The 18,416-nt window shown below is 71.3% G+C and carries 20 protein-coding genes and 3 tRNA genes; 4 read left to right on the top strand and 19 right to left on the bottom strand.

What is annotated here, in order from left to right; genetic code table 11:
- The 5 genes from rplA to AB0C84_RS21355 all read right to left on the bottom strand — a co-directional run bounded on the left by rplA (nt 1) and on the right by AB0C84_RS21355 (nt 2,884).
- Nucleotides 1-717 carry a 50S ribosomal protein L1 gene (gene rplA, locus AB0C84_RS21375; protein WP_179845901.1) on the bottom strand — a complete coding sequence of 239 codons (717 nt, stop codon included), beginning with the start codon at nt 715-717 and terminating at the stop codon, nt 1-3.
- A 61-nt stretch (nt 718-778) separates the two neighbouring features.
- Entirely contained in the window at nt 779-1,210 is a 432-nt protein-coding gene (gene rplK, locus AB0C84_RS21370; protein ID WP_179845900.1) for a 50S ribosomal protein L11, read from the bottom strand.
- Nucleotides 1,211-1,493: 283 nt separating this feature from the next.
- Nucleotides 1,494-2,354 (bottom strand): transcription termination/antitermination protein NusG, encoded by an 861-nt coding sequence (gene nusG / locus AB0C84_RS21365; RefSeq protein ID WP_339155499.1) that lies wholly within the window; start codon nt 2,352-2,354, stop codon nt 1,494-1,496.
- Nucleotides 2,355-2,434: 80 nt separating this feature from the next.
- Nucleotides 2,435-2,689, bottom strand: coding sequence for a preprotein translocase subunit SecE (gene secE, locus AB0C84_RS21360; protein WP_179845898.1), 255 nt, complete (start codon nt 2,687-2,689; stop codon nt 2,435-2,437).
- A 122-nt stretch (nt 2,690-2,811) separates the two neighbouring features.
- Nucleotides 2,812-2,884 (bottom strand) — tRNA-Trp (locus tag AB0C84_RS21355).
- Nucleotides 2,885-3,139: 255 nt separating this feature from the next.
- Between AB0C84_RS21355 and AB0C84_RS21350 the strand changes: the two genes are divergently transcribed.
- Nucleotides 3,140-4,351, top strand: coding sequence for a pyridoxal phosphate-dependent aminotransferase (locus AB0C84_RS21350; RefSeq protein ID WP_361068870.1), 1,212 nt, complete (start codon nt 3,140-3,142; stop codon nt 4,349-4,351).
- A 184-nt stretch (nt 4,352-4,535) separates the two neighbouring features.
- On the opposite strand, the gene AB0C84_RS21345 is transcribed toward AB0C84_RS21350, so the two are convergent.
- The 3 genes from AB0C84_RS21345 to AB0C84_RS21335 all read right to left on the bottom strand — a co-directional run bounded on the left by AB0C84_RS21345 (nt 4,536) and on the right by AB0C84_RS21335 (nt 6,926).
- Entirely contained in the window at nt 4,536-5,294 is a 759-nt protein-coding gene (locus AB0C84_RS21345) for a hypothetical protein (protein ID WP_361068867.1), read from the bottom strand.
- Between the two features lie 3 nt (nt 5,295-5,297).
- Nucleotides 5,298-5,807, bottom strand: coding sequence for a SigE family RNA polymerase sigma factor (locus tag AB0C84_RS21340; RefSeq protein ID WP_179845895.1), 510 nt, complete (start codon nt 5,805-5,807; stop codon nt 5,298-5,300).
- Between the two features lie 132 nt (nt 5,808-5,939).
- Nucleotides 5,940-6,926, bottom strand: a complete 987-nt coding sequence (locus AB0C84_RS21335) for a hypothetical protein (RefSeq protein WP_361068862.1) — start codon at nt 6,924-6,926, stop codon at nt 5,940-5,942.
- 281 nt (nt 6,927-7,207) lie between these two features.
- On the opposite strand from AB0C84_RS21335, the gene AB0C84_RS21330 reads away from it, so the two are divergent.
- Nucleotides 7,208-8,269, top strand: coding sequence for an adenosine deaminase (locus AB0C84_RS21330; RefSeq protein WP_361068859.1), 1,062 nt, complete (start codon nt 7,208-7,210; stop codon nt 8,267-8,269).
- Nucleotides 8,270-8,297: 28 nt separating this feature from the next.
- On the opposite strand, the gene AB0C84_RS21325 is transcribed toward AB0C84_RS21330, so the two are convergent.
- The 6 genes from AB0C84_RS21325 to AB0C84_RS21300 all read right to left on the bottom strand — a co-directional run bounded on the left by AB0C84_RS21325 (nt 8,298) and on the right by AB0C84_RS21300 (nt 13,023).
- Nucleotides 8,298-9,011: a GntR family transcriptional regulator gene (locus tag AB0C84_RS21325; protein ID WP_361068856.1), complete on the bottom strand. Its 714-nt coding sequence runs from the start codon at nt 9,009-9,011 to the stop codon at nt 8,298-8,300.
- An 80-nt stretch (nt 9,012-9,091) separates the two neighbouring features.
- Complete coding sequence (locus AB0C84_RS21320) at nt 9,092-9,673, bottom strand: TMEM165/GDT1 family protein (RefSeq protein WP_179845892.1); 582 nt, start codon at nt 9,671-9,673, stop codon at nt 9,092-9,094.
- Nucleotides 9,674-9,892: 219 nt separating this feature from the next.
- Nucleotides 9,893-10,960, bottom strand: coding sequence for a UDP-N-acetylmuramate dehydrogenase (locus AB0C84_RS21315; RefSeq protein WP_258943698.1), 1,068 nt, complete (start codon nt 10,958-10,960; stop codon nt 9,893-9,895).
- Between the two features lie 117 nt (nt 10,961-11,077).
- Nucleotides 11,078-11,503 (bottom strand): MaoC family dehydratase, encoded by a 426-nt coding sequence (locus AB0C84_RS21310; protein ID WP_179845890.1) that lies wholly within the window; start codon nt 11,501-11,503, stop codon nt 11,078-11,080.
- A complete protein-coding gene (locus AB0C84_RS21305) occupies nt 11,503-11,940 on the bottom strand; it encodes a MaoC family dehydratase N-terminal domain-containing protein (protein WP_179837730.1) in 438 nt (145 codons plus the stop codon). Before AB0C84_RS21305 ends, AB0C84_RS21310 begins: the two co-directional genes overlap by 1 nt.
- 378 nt (nt 11,941-12,318) lie before the next feature.
- Complete coding sequence (locus AB0C84_RS21300; RefSeq protein ID WP_361068851.1) at nt 12,319-13,023, bottom strand: TIGR00730 family Rossman fold protein; 705 nt, start codon at nt 13,021-13,023, stop codon at nt 12,319-12,321.
- A gap of 298 nt (nt 13,024-13,321) precedes the next feature.
- Here AB0C84_RS21300 and AB0C84_RS21295 point away from each other — a divergent pair, with 298 nt between their 5' ends.
- On the top strand, nt 13,322-13,888 hold the full coding sequence (locus AB0C84_RS21295) for an NUDIX domain-containing protein (RefSeq protein ID WP_361068848.1): 567 nt from the start codon (nt 13,322-13,324) through the stop codon (nt 13,886-13,888).
- Between the two features lie 368 nt (nt 13,889-14,256).
- On the opposite strand, the gene rpmG is transcribed toward AB0C84_RS21295, so the two are convergent.
- The 4 genes from rpmG to AB0C84_RS21275 form a co-directional block, all read right to left on the bottom strand.
- Nucleotides 14,257-14,421, bottom strand: coding sequence for a 50S ribosomal protein L33 (gene rpmG, locus AB0C84_RS21290; protein ID WP_026404241.1), 165 nt, complete (start codon nt 14,419-14,421; stop codon nt 14,257-14,259).
- A gap of 117 nt (nt 14,422-14,538) precedes the next feature.
- Nucleotides 14,539-14,612 (bottom strand) — tRNA-Met (locus AB0C84_RS21285).
- Between the two features lie 293 nt (nt 14,613-14,905).
- Nucleotides 14,906-14,978, bottom strand: a tRNA-Thr gene (locus AB0C84_RS21280).
- Between the two features lie 80 nt (nt 14,979-15,058).
- Nucleotides 15,059-16,186: an acyl-CoA dehydrogenase family protein gene (locus tag AB0C84_RS21275; protein ID WP_361068845.1), complete on the bottom strand. Its 1,128-nt coding sequence runs from the start codon at nt 16,184-16,186 to the stop codon at nt 15,059-15,061.
- A gap of 79 nt (nt 16,187-16,265) precedes the next feature.
- Between AB0C84_RS21275 and AB0C84_RS21270 the strand changes: the two genes are divergently transcribed.
- Nucleotides 16,266-17,297 carry a hypothetical protein gene (locus tag AB0C84_RS21270; protein ID WP_179845886.1) on the top strand — a complete coding sequence of 344 codons (1,032 nt, stop codon included), beginning with the start codon at nt 16,266-16,268 and terminating at the stop codon, nt 17,295-17,297.
- A gap of 42 nt (nt 17,298-17,339) precedes the next feature.
- Here the strand turns inward: AB0C84_RS21270 and AB0C84_RS21265 are convergent, their stop codons facing one another.
- Nucleotides 17,340-18,068: a hypothetical protein gene (locus AB0C84_RS21265; protein ID WP_361068841.1), complete on the bottom strand. Its 729-nt coding sequence runs from the start codon at nt 18,066-18,068 to the stop codon at nt 17,340-17,342.
- Between the last annotated feature and the right edge of the window lie 348 nt (nt 18,069-18,416).

Raw genomic sequence — 18,416 nt, 5'->3', positions numbered from 1 at the left:
TCAGGCCTCTTCGAGCTCGGCCGTCAGGTTGCGGACCGCGTTCGGGTCCACCGGGATGCTCGGGCCCATCGACGTGGTCAGCGCCGCCTTCTTGACGTACCGGCCCTTCGCGGCGGACGGCTTGAGACGCTGGATCTCGTCGACCGCCGCGGCGTAGTTCTCCACCAGCTGGCGCTCGTCGAAGGACGCCTTGCCGATGATGAAGTGCAGGTTCGCGTGCCGGTCGACCCGGAACTCGATCTTGCCGCCCTTGATGTCGGTGACGGCCTTCGACACGTCCATGGTGACCGTGCCGGTCTTCGGGTTCGGCATCAGGCCGCGCGGACCGAGCACCCGGCCGAGCCGGCCGACCTTGCCCATCTGGTCCGGCGTCGCGACCACGGCGTCGAAGTCCAGGAAGCCGCCCTGGATCCGCTCGATCATGTCGTCCGAACCGACGATGTCGGCGCCCGCGGCCTCGGCCTCCTGCGCCTTGGCGCCGACGGCGAAGACGAGCACGCGGGCCGTCTTGCCGGTGCCGTGCGGCAGGTTGACCGTGCCGCGGACCATCTGGTCGGCCTTGCGCGGGTCGACGCCCAGCCGCATGGCGACCTCGACGGTCGCGTCGAACTTGGTGACCGCGGTCTCCTTGGCCAGCTTCACGGCCTCGACCGGGCTGTACAGCCGCTCCCGGTCGATCTTCTCCGCCGCGGCGCGGTAGCCCTTGCTGCGCTTCATGTGCGTTCCTCCAGTCGGAACTCGTGGTCGGGGCCAGCGCCGGCCCTCCCACTGGGACGTCTTACTTGACCTCGATGCCCATCGACCGCGCGGTGCCGGCGACGATCTTCTCGGCGGCGTCGAGGTCCTTGGCGTTGAGGTCGGGCATCTTGGTCGTGGCGATCTCACGGACCTGGTCGCGGGTGACCGAGCCGACCTTGGTCTTGTGCGGCTCGCCGCTGCCCTTCTCCACGCCCGCGGCCTTCAGGATGAGCTGCGCGGCCGGCGGGGTCTTGGTGACGAAGCTGAACGACCGGTCCTCGTAGATGGTGATCTCTACGGGGATGACGTTGCCGCGCTGGGCCTCCGTGGCAGCGTTGTACTGCTTGCAGAAGTCCATGATGTTGACGCCGTGCGGACCGAGCGCGGTACCGACCGGCGGCGCCGGGGTGGCCTGGCCGGCCTGCAGCTGGACCTTCACCAGAGCGGCGACTTTTTTCCTCTTGGGAGGCATGCCTCTCCCTCGTGTTCCGTTTCACGTGGTCCCGACTCCCGGAGACCGGGCAACACGGCGGGCGGAACTGGACCGCCGCGTTGGGACCTTGACCGACCCCGCGTCCCCGCGTGCGCGGGCGCGAATCCGCGTTCTCACGAGCGCGGCGACATCGTCGGGGCCATCCCCCGCGTCGCGCGGGGGTCGTCGATGTCCCGCGTCCGAAGACCGGGACAAGGACCTGAGCGTCCCCGCGTGCGCGGGGACGACCCGTTCAGGATACGACCTGATCGAGGCGGCTCGGTCAGATCTTGGAGACCTGGTTGAACGAGAGCTCGACCGGCGTCTCGCGACCGAAGATCGAAACCAGCACCTTGAGCTTCTGCTGCTCGGCGTTGATCTCGTTGACGGTCGCGGGGAGGGTGGCGAACGGACCGTCCATGACGGTGACCGACTCGCCGACCTCGTAGTCGACGGTGGCGGGGGCCTTGGCCTGCTCCTTGGCGGCCTTGGCGACGCCCTCCTCCGGCTCGGGGGCCAGCAGGTTGGCGACCTCGTCCAGGCTGAGCGGGGACGGCTTGTTCAGCAGGCCGACGAACCCGGTGACGCCGGGGGTGTTGCGGACCGCGGCCCACGACTCGTCGGTGAGCTCCATGCGGACGAGGATGTAGCCCGGCAGGACCTTCTCGTTGACCTTCTGGCGCTTGCCGCCCTTGATCTCGGTCACCTCGTGCTGCGGGACCTCGATCTGGAAGATGTAGTCCTCCATGTTGAGGGTCTGCGTCCGGGTCTCGATGTTGGTCTTGACCCGGTTCTCGTAGCCCGCGTAGGAGTGCACGACGTACCAGTCGCCCGGCTGGAGCCGGAGCTGCATCTTGAAGTCGGCGTAGGGGTCGACCGGCGGCGCGGCGGCGGCCTCGTCCTCCCCGGCCTCCTCCTCGGCGTCCTCGCCCTCGACGGACTCGGCGAGCTCGGCGGCGCCCTCGGCCGCGTCCGGCGCGGGGCCCTCGCCTTCGAGCTTCGTGTCCGCGGGCTCGGCGTCGCCGGCGGAGACGACCGCCTCGGCCGTCTCGTCGGCGGGCTCAGCCGCCTGGTCGGCCGCAGCAGCCGCAGCGGACTGGGCCTCTTCAACGGCCTCGTCGTAGGGCTGTGAGGACTCGGACACGGTCAACTCTTCTCTCGGTCTGCGGTGATGGACTTGCGAAGGTACGGCGGGGCCCGGCGCCCGGGCCGGGCGGCGCGGCGTCAGCCGAAGAGCTCGTAGATGCCCTTCTGCAACCCGTAGTCGACGCCGGAGACGAGCGCGACCATGACCAGCACGAACACCAGCGAGACGGTCGTGTAGGTGACCAGCTCCCGCCGCGTCGGCCAGATGACCTTGCGCAGCTCGGCGATGATCTGGCGCACGAACAGCGCGGGCGAGGTCCGCTTGGAAGGGGCCTTCTTCTTGCCCTTGCCCTCGTCCTTGGCCTCGGGCTCGTCGCGAGTCTCAGTCGCCATTTGCCGCCGTTCACCTCATAGGTCGTGATTCAACCACCCTGTGGTTGCCGCGCGGTCCCGTGCCGCGGAGTGCCACGGCGACGCCATGGCGCGGCCGGTACGGGTGCGCGCACCGCACCTCGCAGGGCAGGAGGGACTCGAACCCCCAACCGCCGGTTTTGGAGACCGGAGCTCTACCAATTGAGCCACTGCCCTTCACTTCTCCGGCTAAGGAGAAACCCGACCACAGGACCGGGTGGTGCCGGGTCCCAGCTTACGGCCTGATCGGTGCCCGCGTGCGGACAGGCTCGTATACCGGCGACACGTCACTTGGAGGAGGAGTCTACGTGCCGGAGGGGCCCGCGTCGAACCGGATATCGGGGGGCCGCCGGGAGGCCGCGGCGGCGACCCGTCCGACCGGCCCGGATATATGGCTGCGGGTCCCGGTGCGCCGTCTGTAACGATAGGGGCATGAGCATCGACCGTCCTCGCATCTCCAAGCGCATCGCCGCGATATCCGAGTCCGCCACGCTGGCCGTCGACGCCAAGGCCAAGGCGCTGAAGGCGGCGGGCCGCCCGGTCATCGGGTTCGGCGCGGGCGAGCCCGACTTCCCGACGCCCGACTACATCGTCGAGGCCGCGGTGACCGCCTGCCGGGTGCCGCGCTTCCACAAGTACACGCCCGCCGGCGGGCTGCCCGAGCTGCGCGCCGCGATCGCCGAGAAGACCGAGCGCGACTCCGGCTACCGGGTCGACGCGTCCCAGGTCCTGGTGACCAACGGCGGCAAGCAGGCGGTGTACGAGGCGTTCGCGGCACTGCTCGACCCGGGCGACGAGGTGATCGTCCCGACGCCGTACTGGACGACCTACCCCGAGTCGATCAAGCTGGCGGGCGGGGTGCCCGTGGACGTCGTCGCGGACGAGACCACCGGCTACAAGGTGAGCGTCGAGCAGCTGGAGGCGGCCCGCACCGACCGGACGAAGGTGCTGCTGTTCGTCTCGCCGTCCAACCCGACGGGCGCGGTCTACAGCCGCGACGAGATCGAGGCTATCGGGCGCTGGGCCGACGGGCACGGCCTGTGGGTCGTCACCGACGAGATCTACGAGCACCTCGTGTACGGGGCCGCCGAGTTCCACTCGATGCCCGTGGTGGTGCCGGAGCTGGCCGACCGGACGCTCGTCCTGAACGGGGTCGCCAAGACCTACGCGATGACCGGCTGGCGGGTCGGCTGGCTGGTCGGCCCGGCGGACGTGGTGAAGGCCGCGCAGAACCTCCAGTCGCACGCGACGTCCAACGTGGCGAACGTGTCCCAGGCCGCCGCGCTCGCCGCGGTGACCGGCGACCTGTCGGCGGTCGCGGAGATGCGCAAGGCGTTCGACCGGCGCCGGCAGACGATGGTGCGGATGCTGAACGAGATCCCGGGCATGGTGTGCCCCGAGCCGGAGGGCGCGTTCTACGCCTACCCGTCGGTCAAGGCGCTGCTCGGCAAGCAGCTGCGCGGCAAGCGCCCGGAGACGTCGGTGGAGCTGGCCTCGCTGATCCTGGAGGAGGCCGAGGTCGCCCTGGTGCCGGGCGAGGCGTTCGGCACGCCGGGCTACTTCCGCCTCTCCTACGCGCTGGGCGACGACGACCTGGTCGAGGGCGTCTCGCGCGTCGCGAAGCTGCTGTCCGAGGCGAGCTGACCTCGACGGGCACGCCGCCCGCGCGGAACCGCGAACACGGCGTACACGAAACCGGCCCCGGGCGCACAAATCCCGGGGCCGGTTTCGTGTGGGACGGGTTCCGCCGGTTCCCGTCCCAGGAGGTCCGGCGGGACGTCCCGCGCACGGCCCCTCTCCGCCGTGGGACGCCCCGCCGGAACGGGGTTCAGGGGCGCACGCCCTCGGCGATGCGCATGAGCCGGTCCTTCGCCGGGCCGGAGGCGGTCACGGTGACGCCGACGCCGTGCCGCGCAAGCCAGGAGATCTGCCGCGCCGAGTCGGCGCGGTCGCCGGTCAGCGCGGGCATGCCGTGGACGGACGTGCGGCGGGGGATGCCGGTCACGCGCAGCAGGTCCTGCGGGCCGGTCAGCTTGCCGCCCTTCACCAGGGCGATCTCCACCCAGCCGTCGGCGCCGCGCCAGGTGCACGTCGTGGTCGTGCGGTCCGCGCCGCCGCCGCCGGAGACCACGCACGGACCGGCGGCGGCCAGGCCGTCCGGCAGGTACGTGATCCACTTCGGCAGCGCGTCCACGATGCCGCCCGCGCCCGGCGTGGCCGGGGTCTCCCCCGGGGCGGACGAGCCGCGCGGCTCCGGCTTCTGCGAGGCTCCTGCCTCGGACCTCCCCTTAGGAGACGGGGACCCGGGGAGGCCCGAGGCGGGAGGTCGCTCCGGCAGCCGGAGGGCCGAGACGGTGTTGCTGGGACGGGTCGTCTCGGTGTCCCCGGCGGGTGTGGCCCGGAACGACTGATAGGTGGGCACGAGGGCCAGGGCCGCGACCGAGGCGGCCGCGACGCCGGCGGCCGCGTGAAGGCGGGCCTTGCGGCGGCGGTGGCGCCGCTTCACGTCGGTGACGAGCGACGAAGACGCGGTCGCCCCGGCCACCTGCTCGGCCATGGCCTTCCGCAGTTCACTCTCCAGATCCATCGCTCATCTCCCCAGTGGAGCCAGGTTCTTGCCGAGGCGCTCCCGGAGCCTGGCCAGCCCCCGGGACGCCTGGCTCTTCACCGTTCCGACCGAACAGCCGAGAGCCTGGGCGGTCTCCGCCTCCGAAAGGTCCTCCCAGAAGCGCAGGACCAGCACGGCGCGCTGCCGCGGGCCGAGCTTGCGCAACTCCTCCATGAGGGTCCCCCTCAGTTCGACGGAATGGTTCGGCGAGTCGGTCTGCGTCTCCGGGAGCCTCGCCATCTGGATCTCCCGGAGCACCTTCCACCGCCGGGACCGGCTGATCACCAGGTTGACCAGGATCCGGCGGACGTAGGGTTCGGGATCGCTGCCCGCCTCCAGCCGGCCCCAGTGGCGGTAGGCCTTCTCGAGCGCGGTCTGCAGGATGTCCTCGGCGTCCTGCCGGGCCCCGCACATCAGTGCCGCGGTGCGCAGCAGGGCATCGCCGCGTGCCGCCACGAACTCCACGAACGACTCGTCGTCTCGACGCCCCACAGTGCTCCGTCCCGGCTAGAGCGGTTCCGGCAGTTTCGTGCTGTCGGGGCGGGCGGCCTCCGCGCCAGGGCCGCCCGCCCACGCCTGTGTTGTGTTAGCTGAGTTGCTGTTGTCCTGGTTCGCTACCGGGTGTCAGCCGGCCTTGTGCAGGGCGGCGGCCAGGTCCTTCGTCCCACCGGCCAGGACGGGGCTGCCGTTGACGAACAGCGAGGAGCCGTTCGGGTCGAACAGCAGCACGCCGTTGCCGTTCGGGCTCTGCCAGGCGGCCACGCCGGCGATGGTCAGCGGGGTGCCGCCCTGGGGCAGGCCGAGCGCCTGGCGCAGCTGCTCCTGCGTCATGCCGGCGCGCGTCTTGATCGTCTCGACGGTGAGCCACTGGCCGGCCTTGCCGGTCCACTTCTGCGTGACGGCGCAGATCTGCGCCTTGCGCAGGTCGGCGGAGCCGGGGACGGCCGACACGTAGCGCAGGCCCTTGGCGGTCATGACGGTCTTCTCGACGGTGCTGCCGACCTTCACGGCTGGCTTCAGCGTGCTGCAGTCGAGCTTGGGCAGCGCGGGCAGGGCGGGCTTGGCGGGCGCGCCGGGCACCTTCGCGTTCGGCTTGGCGGCGGGGGCGCCGCCGGGCAGGTCGCCGGTGGACGGCACGCAGGTCGGCAGGTCCGCCGGGACGCCGGGCTTGGCGGGAACGCCGGGCTTCGCCGGAACGCCGGGCTTGGCGGGGAGGGTCGTGCCGTCCGGGAGCTTCGCGCCGGGGAGCTCGGCGCCCGGGATGCCGGTCTGCGGCAGGTCCTTGCCGGGGACGCCCGTCTTCGGCAGCTGGCCCTGCGGCAGGTTCTTGGTCGCCGGGTTCTGCTTGAGGTGCTGCTCGACCTGCTTCTTCACCCCGTCGGCGGGGACCTTGGGCAGCTCGGGCTTGGCGGGAAGCTTCGCCGGGATGCACGTCGGGAGGCCCTTGGGCGCGGCGTCCTGCAGCTTGCGCTCCACGGCGGGGGCCTTGGAGCCGCTCGACTGGAGGCCGGCCTCGTGGTGGGAGCCGGTCATGGCCCACGTCGCGCCGCCGCCCACGGCCACGGTCCCGACGGCGGACGCTGCGATCAAGGCGGCCTTCAGCGTGATCATCGTGATTCCCTTCTGACGGGGGGTCTTGCTCGGGGGGTGTTGCTCAGGAGTGCCTGTCTCTCTCTGGCGCCCCTCGTATACGCACGGTGCCGGTGGGGGGTTGCACGGGATTCCAAACTTTTTTCGGGGATGCCCATGGGGCGTGATGGCCGCCGCGTGTCATGCGAGGTAGTCCGGTGTGGTGATCCTGCCGGGGCGGGCGTTCGAGGAGGACGATGATCCGGCAACATTGGCTCATGGAGGCCCGTACCGTTTCAGCCCGTCCGGCCGAGGACCGTTCCATGCCGGACCCCCGGGAGCCCGTGCCCGCACGCGGTCCCGCCCGCCCGGACGTGGCCCTGCTCCCCAAGGCGCATCTGCACCTTCACTTCACCGGGTCGATGCGGCACTCCACGCTAGTGGAGCTCGCCGACCTGCACGGCGTCCATCTGCCGGACGCCCTCGTCGAGGACTGGCCGCCCCGGCTGCACGCCACCGACGAGCGCGGCTGGTTCCGTTTCCAGCGCCTGTACGACATCGCCCGCTCGGTCCTGCAGACACCGGACGACCTGCGCCGGCTGCTGCGCGAGACCGCCGAGGACGAGGCCGCGGAGGGATCGGGCTGGCTGGAGATCCAGGTCGATCCGAGCGGGTACGCGGCGCGCTTCGGCGGGCTGACCCCGACCGTGGAGCTGGTGCTGGACGCCGCGCGCGACGCGTCGGAGGCGACCGGCGTCGGGATCGGCGTGGTGATCGCGGCGAACCGGACCCGGCACCCCCTGGACGCCAAGACCCTCGCCCGGCTCGCCGTGCGCTACACCGGCAAGGGCGTCGTCGGGTTCGGCCTGTCCAACGACGAGCGGCGGGGCCGCGCTTACGACTTCGAGGGCGCGTTCCGGATCGCCAAACGCGGCGGCCTGCTGTCGGACCCGCACGGCGGCGAGCTGCTCGGCCCGGCGAGCGTCCGCGAGTGCCTGGAGACGCTGGAGGCCGACCGGATCGGGCACGGGGTCCGCGCCGTGGAGGATCCGCGGCTCCTGGAGCGCATCGTGGACCGCGGGGTCACGCTGGAGGTCTGCCCGGCGTCGAACGTGGGTCTCGGCGTGGCGGCGACGGCATCGGACGTCCCGCTGCGGCGGCTGTTCGAGGCGGGCGCGTCGATCGCGCTCGGCGCCGACGACCCGCTGCTGTTCGGCTCGCGGCTGGCGCGCCAGTACGAGCTGGCCCGCACCGACCACGCGTTCACCGACGCCGAACTGGCGGAGCTGGCCCGGCAGTCGATCCGGGCCTCGGCGGCGCCGGACGACGTGCGGCGCCGGCTGCTGGCGGGCGTCGACGCCTGGCTCGGCGACGGAACCGCGTGACCGGCCGCGTGACCGGTCGCGTGGACCGTCACTGCGGCGGTCGCGTGGCCGGGCGCCACAGGCCCCGGCGGTCGAGGTGGGATACCAGCAGTTCCCCGGCCCGGACGATGTGGGCGCGCATCTCCTCGCCGGCCGTGCGGGCGTCCCCGTCCCGGAGCGCCGCCAGGATCCGCCCGTGGTCGCGGACGGCGACGTCCGGCCAGTCGGCCAGCCGCCCGTACAGGCCGCGCGGCACGTACCGGGCGGCCGTGCCGAGCGACCAGGCGAGCTTCGGCGAGTCCGCGGCCAGGTTGATCTCCCGGTGGAAGTGGTGGTTGCGCTCCTCCATCAGGTCGGGGCGGCGCGCGGCCTTGTCACGTGCCAATGCCTGCTGGAGGCCGTCCAGCCGCCCCAGGGCGGCGGGGCCGATCCGGGACGCGGCGCGCACGGTCAGCTCGGCGGCGATGCCCGCCTGCACCCAGAACAGGTCCTGGACGTCGCGTTGCGACAGCGGCGCGACGACGAACCCGCGCCGCGGCTCCAGGACGACGAAGCCCTCGCTGCGCAGCGACTTCAGCGCCTCCCTGACGGGTGTGACGCTGATGCCGAACTCCAGGGCCAGCCGTTCCAGCCGCAGGTGGTCGCCGGGCCGGATGCGCCCGTCCATGATCAGTTCGCGGATGCGGGCGGCGGCCTCGTCGCTCAGCTGGAGCCGCGCGCCGAGCGCCTGCCGCGGCGGGGGGAGGGAGGCGGGTAGGGCCACGGTGGTAACTCCCGTCCGGCCCCTGCCGCGGTGGAGCCTCACCGTCGCTCAGGGGCCCTGGAAAGAGTGTTCCCGCCGCGTCACGCGGTGATGCCCTCGATCAGCAGCAGCACGCCGAAGACGGCGAACCCGGCGGCGGCGCCGTACTTGATGACCCGCTCGGGCAGCCTGCGGCCGAGCATCTGGCCGACGACGATGGCGAGCGCGTCGGCGGCGACCATCCCGACCGTCGAGCCGAGCCACACGCCGGTCAGCCCGGCGAGGCCGCCGTGGTCGGCGGCGAGGGTGACGGTGGCGAGCATCGTCTTGTCGCCCAGCTCGGCGAGGAAGAACGCCCCGCCGACGGCGAGGATCGCCGATCCGGTGGCGCGCCGCGCCTTGTCCCGCTCGTCGTCGTCCAGCTTGTCGCCGCGCAGCGTCCACAGCGCGAAGCCGAGGAACGCGACGCCGGCGATGATCGAGATCGGGCCGGTGGGGAGCGCGGCGCCGAGAGCCGCGCCGAGGGCGACGCTGGCCAGGTGGACGATCGCGGTCGCGGCCGTGATGCCGATCAGCACCGGAAGCGCCCGGAATCGGGTGGCGAACGTCATGGCCATGAGCTGGCTCTTGTCGCCCAGCTCGGCCACGAAGATCACAGCCAGGCTGATGAGGAAGGCGGTCACCGGTTCCCTTTCGCTCGTGCTGCCGGGCGAAAGGGCGGGGGCTCGCGCGCACGACCTCGGCCCGGCATGACTGCCAGGCCGAAGGTCTCGTCCGCCGCGATGTGAACCGGGCCCGCGTGACCGGGCGCCGTCGGCGGCGCCAGTGTGTCGACCACGCGATTGGGACTACTCCCCCTCGACGCCGTCCACCCTACCAACGAGGCCGGGGCGGCCCCGCGGTCAGAGGGTCACACCGACCATGACGGGCTCGTTGACCAGCTCGACGCCGAACGCGTCCTTGACGCCGCCGCGGACCTCGCGGGCCAGCGCGAGCAGGTCGGCGGTGCTGGCGCCGCCCGGGTTGGTGAGGGCGAGGGTGTGCTTGGTGGAGATGCGGGCCGGTCCGCGCGCGTGCCCCTTGGCGAACCCGGCGCGGTCGATGAGCCAGGCGGCGGACGTCTTCACCCGGCCGCCCGCGTCCGGGTAGCGCGGGAACGTCGCGTCCGGGCCGAGGCGCTCGGCCACACGGCGTTCGAGCCCGGCGAGCTGGTCCGGGTCGAGGATGGGGTTGGTGAAGAAGGAACCGGCGCTGCGGGTGTCGGGGTCGGCCGCGTCCAGGACCATGCCCTTGCCCCGCCGCAGTTCGAGGACGGCGTCGCGGGCCTCCTTCAGCGTGACCCGGTCCCCCGGCTGGACGCCCAGCCTCCGCGCGAGCTCGGCGTAGGCGATGGGCTGCGACTCCTCCGCCTCGTACAAGGCGTACGTCACGTCGAGGACGACGTACCGGTCGTTGCCCTTGAAGGCGCTGTGCCGGTAGGTGAACCGGCAGGCGTCGCGGTCGAGGGTGACGCAGGCGCGGGCCTCCCGGTCGTAGGCGCGGACCTCCACGATCGTCTCGCTGACGTCCTGCCCGTAGGCGCCGACGTTCTGGATCGGCGTGGCGCCGACGCGGCCGGGGATGCCGGACAGGCACTCGACGCCGGCGAGGCCGTCGGCGACGCAGCGGGCGACGAACGGGTCCCAGTCCTCCCCCGCCTGGACGCGCAGGCGCACCCTGCCGCCCTCGGCGGCGACGCGTTCGGTGCCGCGCGTCCCGATGTGCACGACGGTCCCGGGGAACCCGTCGTCGGACACCACGAGGTTGCTGCCGCCCCCGAGCACCAGGACCGGTTCGCCCTCGTCGTCGGCCTTGCGGACGGCGGCGACCAGCTCCGTCTCGGTCGTCGCCTCGACGAAGCGCCGCGCGGGACCGCCCAGCCGCAGCGTGGTGTAACCGGCCAGGTTCACGTCCTCGGCGAACACCGCCACGTCGTCTCCCTCTCCTGCCGTGCCCCGCGCCGCCGGGCCGGCCCGCCCCGCCTCACGCCGCCTCGTCCGGTGACGCGCGCACCGGCCGGGGCGGCCCCGGCCGGTGTGCCGCCGCGCTCAGGCGAGCCTGACGACCGCCTTGGCGCGCGTGAGGACCTTCTGGTCGTTGGACCTTGCGGTGAGCGCCACGACGACCTTGTTGTCGTCGAGCTTCTCCTCCACCTTGCCGCTGATCTCCAGGGTCGCGCCGCCCTCGTCCGGGACCACGACCGGAGAGGAGAACCGTACCCCGTAGTCCACGACGGCGCCCGGGTCGCCGGCCCAGTCGGTGACGAACCGGCCGCCCTGCGCCATCGTGTACATGCCGTGCGCGATCACGTCCGGGAGGCCGACGGCCCTGGCGACGCCCTCACGCCAGTGGATCGGGTTGAAGTCGCCGGACGCGCCCGCGTACATGACGAGGTTGGCGCGGTCGACGGCGTAGGTCTGCTTGGGGATCTCGGTGCCGACCTCGACGTCGGCGTAGTTCACCTTGGCGGTCATCAGGCACCCCGCTCCACGATCGTGTTGTAGGACTTGCAGACCGGCTCGCCCTCGACGGTCGCGATCTCGGTCTCCACGACCATCTTCTCGTTGTTGCCGATCGACCTGATCTCGGTGATCGTCGAGGTGCAGGTGATGACGTCCCCGGCGCGCAGGGGGCGGGTGTACTCGAAGCGCTGCTCGCCGTGCACGACCATCGCGTAGTTGAGGCCGAGGTCGGGGTCGGCGAGGCCGGGGTTGCCGAGGGAGACCACGATCGGGAAGGTGGGCGGCGCGATGACGTCGGGGTACCCGGCCGCCTTGGCCGCCTCGCGGTCGCGGTAGAGCGGGTTGCGGTCACCGATCGCGTCCGCGAACTCGCGGATCTTCACCCGGCTGACCTCGTAGGGCTCGCTGGGCGGGAAGCTCCGCCCGATGAAATCACGGTTGAGTGCCATGCAGTCCGTTCCCTCCAGATGGACCAGGGCCCCGCGGACCCGCCGGCCGCACCGCTCCGCCGGCCGGGGCGTCCGGGCGCCTTCTGAGCGCGCTGGTTCCGCCTCTTCGGACGGACGGTAACAGAACGGCATTCACACCGTCCGCGCGGGTCTCACCGCCAGAACGGACAGGCCGCGACTACCTGGACGGCCTGTGGAATGAGCGGCCTAGGGAAGAGCGACGGACGGCGGGATTCGGGGCTCCCACCGGGGGCGGTGGCGAAAGTGCCGGCACATACGTGAAACTCCCGGTCGGGCAGCGAGACGCTGCCCGACCGGGAGTCCAGTGACGCTCATGGATCCCGCCTGGAGAGCGGGACCCCTACTTCACGCCGCCTCCTAGGAGACGACGTGCTTGGGCATCAGGGCCGCGACCTGCTCCGCCGTGTCGACGACGTGGTACAGGTCGAGGTCCTCCTCGGAGATCATGCCCTCGGCGAGCAGGGTCTCCTTGATCCAGGTGATGAGGCCTCCCCAGAACTCCGTGCCGACCAGCACGACCGGCCGGCCGGGCACCTTCTTGGTCTGGATGAGGACCAGCATCTCGAACAGCTCGTCGAGGCTGCCGAAACCGCCCGGCAGCACGACGAACGCGCACGAGTACTTCACGAACATCACCTTGCGGACGAAGAAGTACCGGAACCTGCGCGCGATGCGGTGCCACAGGTTGGGCCGCTGCTCGAAGGGGAGCTCGATGTTCAGCCCCACCGACACGCCGCCGGCCTTGTGCGCTCCTTCGTTGGCGGCGGCCATCGCGCCGCCGCCACCGCCCGTCATCACGCCGAACCCCTGCGCGACCAGCGCCGCGCCGACCTCGACGCCGCGCTGGTACTCCTTCGTGTCGACCTTGGTCCGAGCGCTTCCCATCACCGCGACCAACGGCACGTCGACGGGGTCGAGGAGCTGGAAGCCCTCGGCGAACTCGGCCTGCGCACGGTGGCCCAGGGTCGAGCTGGACTCGACCAAGGCCGGCTCGACCGCCTCTGAGGCGGGCAGGGCCCTGCCGCGCTCCTCCGCACCGGAGGAGCAAATCGGTTCTGTCATGTTTGTTCTCCGTTGAACCTCCTTGCGCCGTCCGAGACGTCGCAAGGGCACCCGGATCTCGGGCACGGTCTTGATCGTCCGGCGATCTGGGCCGTCCGCAACCCCTGTTGGGGACGAGTTACCGCCGGGCGGTGACCGGTGTGCGCACCGCTCTGATCGGCCTGCGCACCGCGCCGAAAAGGCCGGCCATCAGGCTCCCCGTCCATTGCGATGAGCGGCCGATCCTGGACAGTCCAAAGTGCGGCATAGTGCCGCGCCAAAAATCCGACAAACAAGAAACAGAGGGAGTGAAGCAGCGATGAACGCTGCCCCCAAGAAGAAGGAGTGCGACGGTTATTCCGTCGCTGTCATCATCATCGATCCGCAGCTGGGCATCCTGATCGGCGACATCTCCGACGGCCGCGGCGCCTCCGGTGTGGGCGGGCACGTCATGGACGACTTCAAGAGCTACGTCGCAGCGGCTCACGGGGAAGTCCGCGAGGAGACGGGCCTGACGGTCACATCACTGACGCCACTGTTCGACGACGAGGTGTGGCGTCCCAACCCCTGCAAGCGAGGAGACGGTCCGCACGGACCGGGCCACTTCTGGCAGGTGTACGTCGCCGAAGCGGAGGGGTGCCTCAAACCCGACAAGGGCTCGTTCAACAAGATGCGATGGGTCTCCAGGGCCGATCTGCAGAAGCTGGTCGAGCGCACCCTGCTCCGCGTCAGGGGCGAGCTCACCGACGAGGAGTGGGTCAGCGAGCCCGGGATCACGTTCTCCTGGGTCCGGTGGCTCGCCGAGGCCGGCCTGATCACGGTGACCGGGCCGGAGCTGGAGGAGATCGAGGAGTTCATGCTCACGGACGAGACCAACCGTCCGTGAGCCAAGCCTGAGCATGGACCAGGTGAGACTGCCTGGGAAGTGACCGGGTGAACCCGCCTGGGGATCGGTCGGCGGCTGAACCGCCGACCGGTCCTCGGGACCTGACTCGGTGTGATGGTCCGCTGCCGGGCCGTCGACAGGACGGCACCAGGACGACGTTCAGCCCGCCCTCGCCGGTATCACTGCGAGAACGGGCTGATGCGTGTCAGTGGCAAGCGTGCGAAGAAGTCTGCGCTGCGGAGCGGACTCGCACCGTGGCCGGGTCTCCCGGGCATGGGACCGTGGGTCCGTGGCCGACGGGCGTCCCGATGTGGACGGTGGGTCCTGGCCCTGCGGTCAGGGCAGTACTTCTCCGTCCGGGACCTCGGTCAGCGGGTCTCCCGGTGCGGACGGTGCGTCCGGCAGTTGGGGCAGTACTTCTTGATCTCCAGGCGGTCCGGGTCGTTGCGCCGGTTCTTCCGCGTGATGTAGTTGCGGTGCTTGCACTCCTGGCAGGCCAGCGTGATCTTCGGCCGGACGTCGGTGGCAGCCACGATGGAGTGCCTTTCTGAGCTAGGGACATGGACTTTCGGACCTCGGCCGCCCCAGGGGACGGCCGGCGATTCGACCCAGCCTGCTCACCCCCGTCGGGGGGTGAGAGACCTGGGTAGTAGCGAGGGCCGGACTTGAACCGGCGACACAGCGATTATGAGCCGCTTGCTCTGCCTGACTGAGCTACCCCGCCGTGATGGTCGGTGTGGACCGGATTGCCAGGATACCGGATGCGCACCGAGCCCTGGGAACACGAGAACCCGGATGAAGATCGGGGAACCGGTTCCGCGGGCTCCGCGGGACCGTCTCCCAGGTTACCGGGTGCGCCGATGAGCTGCGAAACGTCCTGCTGGAACCGGTGGGACGGTACCACAGGGCCAGGTATGGAGCGAATCAGGGCGGTCGGCGCCGCGGGGACGGCGGCGGCCGTGCCCCGGGACGACGAAGGCCGCCCTCCGGAATGCGGATGGCGGCCGGTGTGCCGTGAGCCCCTTTACGGAATCGAACCGTAGACCTTCTCCTTACCATGGAGACGCTCTGCCGACTGAGCTAAAGGGGCCTGCGTCGTTCGCGCAGTGAAACCATACACGGCTAGGGCGCGTGGTGCGAACCGGATTCCCGTGCCGGTGTCCGCGCTGGTCAGCGCAGCAGGTTGCGGGCGATGACGAGCTGCTGGATCTGGCTCGTCCCCTCATAGATGCGGAAGAGACGGACGTCGCGGTAGAAGCGCTCGACGGCGACACCGCGCATGTAGCCCATGCCCCCGTAGACCTGGACGGCGCGGTCGGCGACCCGTCCGACCATCTCCGAGCAGTAGTACTTGGCGCAGGACGGGCCGAGCTTGGTGTCCTCGCCCGCGTCGTAGGCGCGAGCCGCTTCCAGGACCATCGAGCGTCCCGCGTACAGCTCGGTCTGCGAATCGGCGATGAGCCCCTGGACGAGCTGGTATTCGCCGATCGTCTTGCCGCCCTGGCTGCGTTCCTTCGCGTACGCGACCGTCTCGTCCAGGATCCTTTGGGCGAGACCCACGCAGACGGCGGCGATGCTGACCCGCCCATGGGCGAGCGACGCCATCGCGGTGCGGAAGCCCGTCCCCTCCGTCCCGACCATGGCGTCGGCGGGGACGCGCACGCCGTCGAAGAAGACCTCGGCCGTGTGGGCTCCGCGCTGGCCCATCTTCTCGTCGGGCGGGCCGACGCGCAGGCCGTCCGTGCCCTTCTCCACGAGGAAGGTGGAGATGCCGCGCGAGCCGGGGCCGCCCGTCCTGGCGAAGACCATGAAGACGTCGGCCTCGGGCGCGTTGGTGATGAACCGCTTGGCGCCGTCGATGACGTAGGCGTCGCCGTCGCGGGCCGCGGTCGTGGTCAGCGCGCTCGGGTCGGACCCGGCCTCGGACTCGGTGAGCGCGAACGCCCCGACGACCTCGCCGGACGCGAGCCTCGGCAGCCAGGCGTCCTTCTGCGCCGCCGTTCCGGCGTTCACCAGGACCTGCCCGGCGATGCCGTTGCTGGTGCCGAACATGGAGCGGAACGCGGGGCTGGCGTAGCCGAGCTCGAAGACCAGCCGCACCTCCTCGCTCAGCGAGAGGCCGAGCCCGCCGTACTCCTCGGGCAGCGCGTACCCGAACAGGCCCATGTCGCGGGACGTGCGCCGCAGCCGCTCCGGGATCGCGTCGGTCTCCTCGATCTCCTCCTCGCACGGGACGACCTGGTCGCGGACGAAGCTGCGGACGGCCCTGAGCACGTCGGCGAGATCCTGTGGCTCCATGACGTCATTCTAGAATCAGATTCCAGGATCGTGCCGCGGGTTCCCTCCCGGCGCACCCGATATGCCAAGGTGATCGATTATGTCGCTCCAGCATCTCGTCGATCAGATCGTCCGGGCCGCGGTGGTCGAGGACCGCTCCTTCGGCGACCTCCTCCCGCAGCTCATGCAGGTGTTCCAGACGGCCTCGCCCGCCGAGATGAACGCCGCGATGCCCCGCCTCGCGGAGGGCATCGCCGAGGCGCCCCCGAACCTCGGCGGCTGGCTCGCCATCGTCTCCGGCGCCTGGGTCGAGAACGGCGCCGACCCCGCCCCCGTCGGCGGGCCCCTCGTCCACCGCCTCTCCGAGGTCACCGCCGCCGCGCTGGCGTTCGCGAACGCGTGGGACCAGGCCGCCGGCGGCAAGCCGCCCCCGGACATGCAGGAGGAGCAGCCCTCCCAGCAGGTCTTCGACACCGTCGCGCCGCACCTCGGGGACGGCGCCGTGACCGCGATGATGTCGTGGTTCGCGCTGCCGCAGTTCACGATGGCGGGCTGCACCGTCCTGCAGATGGGCCCCTCGGTGCGGGCGGGCCTCGCCGAGCGCGACTTCCTCGCCTTCGCCGCCGGGCAGGCCGCCCAGTACCTCGGGCAGATGGAGCACTACCAGGCGCTGCTGCGCGTCCTGGACGGCGAGCGCCTCCTCGTCCTCGACCGCGCGAGCCGCAAGGGCTGGACGGTCACCATCGGCGGGATCGGCGACAACTTCCAGCTGCACGTCCTGCTCGGGGGCGCGCTCATCGGGCGTCCCGGCGGGCTGACCGGCGACCGTCCCGCCCCCGAGATCATCGCCTGCTTCCTGAACGCCGACACCCCGCCCGGGCGCCCGATCATCTCCAGCCCGTGGAACCTCGTCGACGCGCACGGCGAACCGATCTGGAACGAGGGCGTCCCGGCCGACATCCCGGTCGTGAACGGCACCCGCGTCGTCGTGATCGATCCGCCGTCCTACGAGCGCACGTTCCCCGCCGGACGGCGCTTCCCCCTCATGCCCGCCACCCTCCGCCTGGACGGCATGCACCTGCCGGAGGACCTGGACGCCTGGTGGCCGCACATCAAGGCCCCGACGCGCTGACGCAGGGCGGCCCCGACGCGTGAAAGGCGGGTCGGGCCGCGGTCAGGGGTCGAAGCGGACGAAGACGGCGGTGGCGTCGTCGTACCTCTTCCCGCGGGCCGCGGGCGCCTCCGCCTCCGCGGCCCGGGTCCTCCTGACCAGTTCCCGCGGACCCTCCTCCTCAAGGAGCCGGAGCAAGCCGCCCCACTCCATCCGGCCGAACCGCTCCACGAGCCTGGACGCGCCGTCGCTCAGCACCGCCGCCCTCCGCAGCCCCTCGACCGGCACCTCCCCGGTCAGCCCCTCGTACGCGGCCTCCGGCCTGGTGCTCGCCACCCAGAACCCGCCGGGGCTGTTGCGCGACCGCCGGACGCCCTCCAGGGTGTAGCTCGGCAGATGGTCGACCCGGTCGTCCCGGAAGACCCTGATCTCGCCGACGTCCACCACGATCGGCGAGTCGGCGAGGACGTACCACTCCACGGCCGCGCCGCGGCGGCGCAGCAGCGACACGGTCGCGGACGGGCTGTCCGGATTCTCCAGGTCGCACGTGTCGGTGTGCGCCTCCCCGGTCACTTTGATCGCCTCGGCGACCAGGTCGGGCAGCGGCTTGCCGTCCTCCAGCGCCAGCAGCGCCGCGATCCGACCGCCGAGCCTGCGCACCAGCCACGCCGGATCGTGCCGGCACCCGCTGTCCACCCCCTGCGGCGCCGTCGCGCCGTCCAGCAGCACCACCCATCCGGGCCCGGCCGCCACGAAGTCCTCGTTCTCCCGTCCCGGCGTCGCCACACTCACATAACTCACCTGCACGGATGCAGGTCTACCCGCTGAACAGCCCTCCGCGGGCCGCTAGACCAATTCCCCCGCCCCGCGTCCTGAAGTGGTCGCCAGTGGGACGGTCACGCTCGGCCCGCCGCCGAGCATGGCCCGAGCCGCACGCACGTTTTCGGGCACGGCGAGTAGGCCATGGCTCCAGTCCTGTGACCTGCGAAGGTCATTTTTCGGCTGAGAGATGGGCCACTTTCGGACAGCGATCTTTGTATCCGCTTCATGGCCATCCGGGCGCGCTTGCGCGCCCGCACCGGCGACCGTCCACCACCGTCCAGATCAACGTCTTCGCAGGTCAAGAAGCGCATGCCGGAG

Source organism: Actinomadura sp. NPDC048955 (assembly GCF_040649435.1).
Lineage (GTDB): Bacteria > Actinomycetota > Actinomycetes > Streptosporangiales > Streptosporangiaceae > Spirillospora > Spirillospora luteofluorescens.
Note: the sequence above shows the minus strand (reverse complement) of the source record. Positions and strands in the feature narration are given on the sequence as shown.